Raw genomic sequence first — 6660 nt, 5'->3', positions numbered from 1 at the left:
AGGATATCTTCTCTCTTCCCGGGCGTCTGTCTCTTAATGAATTAAATAGTAAATCTAATGTGTTATATAATTAGCTATCAGATTATTATCCAGCACCTCCTTGCAAGTGTCTATAAGACTCTGAGCACGGTCGGAATATTTCTGGCAGAGTTTTTCGTTGATATTTTTCCGGCTGCCATCCAGGAGAGACATTAAACGCCCACTTGCTACAGTTCCGTCTTTTCCTATTGTAAATAGCATGTTATCATCGCTTGTGATAAAGGAGCCTTCTCCTACATAGGATATCTGAGCTACAAATCCCTCGTCTGCATTCAATAAATCATGTCCGAATACATAGGGCTGTTTTGTATCTAAATCCATAAGATTTGCAATTGTTGGCATAATGTCTACTTCGCCACCAACAGTGTCTGCTACCTTACTTTCATTTAATCCTGGAATATGAATGATGAACGGAACATTCAGCATCTCATCATAGTCGTATTCTTTTCCGAGGAAATCTGTCATTTTCCATTGAACGGACGGGGTTTCTTTATTCATTCCCTGATGATCGCCGTAAATAGCGATTACTGTATTATCGTACATATCATTTTTTTTGAGATATTCTATCAGCTTTCCAAAGGATTCATCCGTATATCTGACGGTCTGAAGGTAATTACCAAAAGTACTTCCCACATCACTGTCTTTTAGTTTAAGGCTTGCCAGCGACTGATCCAATTCATATGGAATATGGTTTGTGAGTGTAATCATAAAGCTGAAAAATGGCTGTTGCTTTGTTTTTAAGATATCAACTGCCTGGCGGAACATCTCCTTGTCGGTAATTCCAAAGCCAGAAATCTGAGTCTGTTTCAGTTCTTCTTCCGAATAATAATGCTGGAACCCCTGATTCTTGTATGCCTCGCTTCGATTCCAGAACGTCTTTACATAACCATGAAACGCCATTGCACTGTATCCCTTTTCCCGGAACATCCATGGAAGACCGTTATATGTATTATCCACATACATTCGGTAACACTCTCTGATGTCATTCGGATATAAACTGTTTAACGCTGAAAATTCTGCATCACATGTATTTCCCACACCGGTTGTTGAATAAAAATGGTTGAAATAAATAGTATCCTTTTTCAATAATTTATTCAGATTCGGGGTAATTTCCTGACCGTTATATGTTGCCCCAATAACAAAGTTATTAAAAGATTCTGTCTGTATCAATATCAGATTCTTTCCCTTTGCCACACCTTTATAGGCTGTCCCAGATGACTTTGGCACAATGCTCTTCATCTTCTTTTGAATGGCTTTCTCGTCAACAGAACTTCTTTTTAACTTGCCGACTACATTTACTACTATATCATTCGTATGGTAGGTAAAAAATTCAATGTGGTTTACCTGCTGAACTGAGCGAAGATTCTGTGGATTCAATCCATAGTAATACCACGCACAGATTGCCACAATGTAAATAATGATATGCAATGCACTCTTTATCAGAGATAACATAAATTTCTTTTCTTTCCACACATTTTTAAAATGAAACTTTTCCGGCCAGCACTTTGCCAGTTCATCAAGCATTCCTTTTTTACCTTTATTGCGCAGGCGATACCAATATAAAACAAAAGGATAGTCAATCAAAGTCAGTAAACACCACGGACTTACACTCGCTCCAATCACATCTCCATCTCCTGCAATCTGTCCAAGGCTTGTAATCTGATAAAGCTGGTTGACAGATACATATTTTCCAAAATAGCTGCTATACGCTGCATCTGCCATCATAATTAACGTAATTAATGTGTATACAATATAAAATCCATATCGTCTGGGTTTACTTTCTTTAAAAGAAAATGCCTCAAATACACAAAATAAAAATAACAGACTTAATAATGGCACATCATAAATACCAAGCATATCCAGCCGCTTCGTCTGCCAATAATATATAAACATCTTTAAAATTAATACTGGATACACTAACCAGTAGTGAGCCAGTAGCTTTTTGATTATTGTTTTCATAGTTTTTCCCAATTTTTTAAAATAAGAAAATCTCATCAAAGTTCTGGAACAAACTCAAAACTCCTGATGAGATTTCTCTGATAGTACTTTTATATCATCCGGCTTCTGCCTTAAAGCGTGTTTGAAAAATCATTTCTGCAATCTGCACACTCTACTTCGCGGTGGTATCTACTTTTTCTACTGCCTCTGGCTGTGCTGCTACTTCTTTAATAGAAGTAACGAGGCCTGCAAGATTCTGAATCTCAGAAGGAATAATAATCTTTGTTGCCTTTCCATCTGCTGCCTTCTCAAATGCTTCTAGAGATTTCAACTTGATAACTGCTTCATCTGCTCCGGCTTCTCTGATGGCTCTAAGACCGTCTGCAGTTGCTCTCTGTACTTTAAGAATCGCTTCTGCCTGACCTTCTGCTTCACGGATTGTCGCTTCCTTTTTCGCTTCCGCATTAAGGATCGCTGCTTCTTTTTCTGCTTCCGCTTCAAGAATCATGGACTCTTTATGACCCTCTGCTCGAAGAATAGAAGACTTCTTCTCTCCTTCTGCCCGAAGAATAGCTTCACGACGTTCACGCTCTGCCTTCATCTGCTTCTCCATCGCATTCTGAATCTCTGTCGGTGGAATAATGTTCTTAAGTTCCACACGATTTACCTTGATTCCCCATGGATCTGTAGCTTCATCTAATGTCGCACGCATTTTTGTATTAATAGTCTCACGGGATGTCAGAGTGGAATCAAGTTCCAGATCACCAATAATATTACGCAATGTTGTTGCTGTCAGATTCTCAATCGCCATAATCGGATTATCTACACCGTAAGCATAAAGCTTAGGATCTGTAATCTGGTAATATACAACAGTATCAATACGCATTGTTACATTATCCTTTGTGATAACCGGCTGTGGTGCAAAGTCTACAACCTGCTCTTTTAAGAGAACTTTCTTTGCAACACGGTCAATAAATGGCACTTTAAAATGCATTCCAACGGACCATGTTCCATTATATGCACCAAGTCTCTCAATAACATATGCCTGTGCCTGCGGTACGATTCTCACGCAGGATGTTACGATATACACGATTAACAATATAATGATAATCATAAAAATAGTTCCAGCCATACTTGTTACACCTCCTGTTTTTCCTTATATACTCTTGGATTCTTCTTACAAAATCAAATACAGAAAAATTCCAAGAGTATATTTTTAAATCGGTTTTACAATTACCTTCACTCCGGAAATAGATTCTATCATGACCTTCTGTCCTTCATGAAGCTGTACATCATCGGAAATACTTCTCGCTGTCCATATCTGTCCTTCGACTTTCACCTGCCCCTTCGCATTGAGGTTATCAATGTCCTGCGTTACAAGTGCTGTCTGTCCGATCAGACTGTCTGCATTCGTCCGAACCGTTCTGCTGTTAAGGTACTTCAATGCCCACGGTCTTGTCAGAATAAGAAGAATTACTGACACAATCACAAATGCGATAATCTGACTCCATAATGGCAGGGAAAAAGCAGCCATCACTGCACCTACTAAAGCTCCACCGGCAAACCATATTGTTGTGAGACCCATTGTGATAATCTCAATTACAACAAAGATTGCTGCGGCTCCTAGCCAATACATTACAGTCATACTTCCACCACCTTTCTTCACAGTAGAATATTTCCATCTGTGTGTTTATCCCTATTTTATCTTATCCACTATAAGAAGTAAACATAAATTTTCTTAATTTATCAAGCAGACGCTCAAAAAAAAATCATATAACCTTTATCTGTGCCATTAGTCGCGGTATGTTGAACGTTCGCTCCATGCGCTCGCATCCAACACTTGCTCTGAGGTCACAGATAAAGGTTATATGATTCTTTTGGTGGCTTCCTTCTTCGGTTTCGTCTGTCTTACACTTACAAAATCACTCCAGAACCAATATATACCAGCCATGCTGTGAGCCAGGCCACGCCACACTGCATGATGACAATTCCTATCGTTTTCAACGTAGAATGCATTTCCTGTTTAATGGCGGCAATTGCTGCTACGCAAGGTGTATACAATAGTGTGAAAACGAGGAAACTTACTGCAGAACGAACGGTAAATAAAGTACCGAGGGCGGCAGATACATGGGCTGCATTGGTTCCTAATAATACGCTGAGTGTGGATACTACTGCTTCTTTTGCTGTGATTCCAGTTACAAGGGCAGTAGAAATTCTCCAGTCTGCGAATCCAAGTGGTTTGAAGATTGGTGCAAGTAAATGGCCAAGTATGGCGAGGAGACTGTTTGCACTGTCTGTCACAACATTTAACCGGCTGTCAAATGTCTGTAGAAACCAGATAATCATTGATGCAAGAAAGATAATCGTAAATGCTCTTTCTAAGAAGTCCCTTGCCTTTTCCCACATTAAAAGTAAAACGCTTTTTAAAGAAGGAAAACGGTAATTCGGAAGTTCCATGACAAACGGCATTGGCTTTCCGGCAAATAAAACCTTTTTGAAAATTAATGCCATCAAAATTCCAATTACGATTCCGCCAAAGTAGAGGCAGGACATAACAAGTACGCCTCTATGTGGGAAAAATGCTGCTGTAAATACGGTATAGATTGGTATTTTTGCCGAACAGCTTATAAATGGAATAAGCATGATCGTGAGATTCCTGTCTCTTTCTGAAGAAAGAGTTCTGCTTGCCATTACTGCTGGTACAGAACAGCCAAATCCGAGCAGCATCGGTACGAAACTTCTTCCAGAAAGACCAATTTTACGGAGAAATGTATCCATAACAAAGGCAATTCTCGCCATATATCCTGTATCTTCTAATATAGATAAGAAGAAAAACAGAATCAGAATAACTGGAAGAAAGCTTAGTACGCTTCCTACTCCTGTAAATATTCCATCAATTACAAGACTTTTTACCACTGGATTAATTCCATAGTTTGTGAGTAGTATTTCTATTTCTCTTGAAACCCAGTCAATTCCTGCACTTAATGCATCACTTAAAAATGAACCAAACGGGCCAAATGTCATCCAGAAAATAAATACCATAATGCCTGCAAATACTGGTAATGCCAGATAGCGGTTTGTGAGCACACTATCTATCTGCACACTTCGCTCATATTCCTTGCTGACCTGACATTTCACTACTGATTGCTCACAAATATTTTCAATAAAGCTATAGCGCATGTCCGCCATTGCCGCATTACGGTCAAGTCCACGGTCTCTTTCCATTTCAATAATACTGTGCTCCATCATTTCAAGTTCATTTTCTGAGAGTTTCAGACGTTCAATAATATCCTCATCACCCTCAATTACTTTCACCGCTGCAAACCGTCCATTCATCCCGCTTCGGCTGGCATGGTCTTCTAATTGATGATACAAACCATGTATACAGCGATGCACCGGGCCTGGCGTACAAAAATCATAGACTTTTGGATATTGTTTATTTTCCGCAACTTCGTAAGCAGTATGTATTAAATCTCCCACACCTTCATTCCGAATCGCACTGATCGGAATAATCGGAATCCCTAAAAGACGGCTCATTTCTTTTACATTAATAGAACCACCATTATTTCGGACCTCATCCATCATATTTAAGGCAAGTACCATCGGAATCCTCATCTCAATAAGCTGCAGTGTCAAATACAAATTTCTCTCAATATTTGTTGCATCCACTATATTAATAATCCCGTCTGGTTTCTCCTTCAAAAGAAAATCTCTTGTGACAATTTCCTCATTCGTATAGGGACGGAGAGAATAAATTCCCGGAAGATCTACCACTGTCCCATCCACTGAAGCTGTAGTAAACTTTCCCATCTTCTGATCTACTGTTACACCGGGAAAATTACCAACATGCTGATTCGAACCTGTCATCTGATTAAATAGCGTCGTCTTTCCACAATTCTGGTTACCAATTAAAGCAAAAATCACTGGACAGATCCCTCCTTTAATACTATCTTCTCTCCATCCTCTTTTCGAATCGTAATATCATATCCGCGAAGATGAATCTGTATGGGATCTCCCATCGGTGCCATTTTAAGCACTTTCACTTTTGTCCCTGGAATAAGGCCCATATCTAAAAAACGACAGCGCAGATTTCCCTCTCCGCCTACCGTCTCAATAACTCCTTCTTTTCCCACAGGTAATTGTGCTAAAGTCATATTTCTTCCTCCTGTAGTTATCGTTAGTTTTAATTACTTCTATCTATATAAATATATAAATTATATAAATCTCATATGAACATCCAAACTCTATTTTTGAACACTTCCATATAAGTAGCAATTAACTCTAGTATAGCCTTAATGAGAATCTTTTTCAACATTATCAAGCTAATTGAGAATGTATTATCATATATGACTTTATTCACATTACCCAAACTGTCTCTTATTTCTGAAGCAAATAAAAAACTGTCCTTTTTGCATTATTTTTTTAATTTGCTATCGCTTTTTTTCTAAAAATGTATTATAATATAGTCAGATTAATTCATTTCATGTATTCTGAATAGGATTAATCACTATACTTTGCATAACGGGAAAAGGAAGAATGTTTTCGGCTGTTGGTCGCTGAAAGCATATCTTCCTTTTTCTGTTAATAGTATTTTGCCGCAGGCAAAATAAAATTCTAGCTCCATCCAAAAAGCCGCCGTAAAAGTTTTGTCGGATTGCTCAAAAAATACGAAAAAAGAACCGC

5 protein-coding genes are annotated in these 6660 nt (G+C 38.6%); all 5 read right to left on the bottom strand.

The window, feature by feature from the left end:
* Nucleotides 1-54 precede the first annotated feature (54 nt).
* The 5 genes from EUBHAL_RS13220 to EUBHAL_RS13200 all read right to left on the bottom strand — a co-directional run bounded on the left by EUBHAL_RS13220 (nt 55) and on the right by EUBHAL_RS13200 (nt 6131).
* Entirely contained in the window at nt 55-1998 is a 1944-nt protein-coding gene (locus tag EUBHAL_RS13220) for an LTA synthase family protein (RefSeq protein ID WP_167534409.1), read from the bottom strand.
* 151 nt (nt 1999-2149) lie between these two features.
* Nucleotides 2150-3109 carry an SPFH domain-containing protein gene (locus EUBHAL_RS13215; RefSeq protein ID WP_005350958.1) on the bottom strand — a complete coding sequence of 320 codons (960 nt, stop codon included), beginning with the start codon at nt 3107-3109 and terminating at the stop codon, nt 2150-2152.
* Between the two features lie 84 nt (nt 3110-3193).
* Nucleotides 3194-3622, bottom strand: a complete 429-nt coding sequence (locus EUBHAL_RS13210) for an NfeD family protein (protein WP_022170586.1) — start codon at nt 3620-3622, stop codon at nt 3194-3196.
* Nucleotides 3623-3891: 269 nt separating this feature from the next.
* On the bottom strand, nt 3892-5901 hold the full coding sequence (feoB, locus tag EUBHAL_RS13205; protein WP_005350953.1) for a ferrous iron transport protein B: 2010 nt from the start codon (nt 5899-5901) through the stop codon (nt 3892-3894).
* Entirely contained in the window at nt 5898-6131 is a 234-nt protein-coding gene (locus EUBHAL_RS13200; RefSeq protein WP_005350950.1) for a FeoA family protein, read from the bottom strand. Before EUBHAL_RS13200 ends, feoB begins: the two co-directional genes overlap by 4 nt.
* Nucleotides 6132-6660 lie beyond the last annotated feature (529 nt).

This window comes from Anaerobutyricum hallii DSM 3353 (assembly GCF_000173975.1).
Classification (GTDB): Bacteria; Bacillota; Clostridia; order Lachnospirales; family Lachnospiraceae; genus Anaerobutyricum; species Anaerobutyricum hallii.
The sequence above is the reverse complement of the archived record's forward strand: the minus strand, read 5'-3'. Positions and strand labels throughout refer to the sequence as shown.

Bases quoted from the DNA above. Each gene is read 5' to 3' on its own strand.
- EUBHAL_RS13200 (WP_005350950.1), bottom strand. From the start codon at position 6,131: ATGACTTTAGCACAATTACCTGTGGGAAAAGAAGGAGTTATTGAGACG.
- EUBHAL_RS13215 (WP_005350958.1), bottom strand. From the start codon at position 3,109: ATGGCTGGAACTATTTTTATGATTATCATTATATTGTTAATCGTGTAT.
- EUBHAL_RS13220 (WP_167534409.1), bottom strand. From the start codon at position 1,998: ATGAAAACAATAATCAAAAAGCTACTGGCTCACTACTGGTTAGTGTAT.
- EUBHAL_RS13210 (WP_022170586.1), bottom strand. From the start codon at position 3,622: ATGACTGTAATGTATTGGCTAGGAGCCGCAGCAATCTTTGTTGTAATT.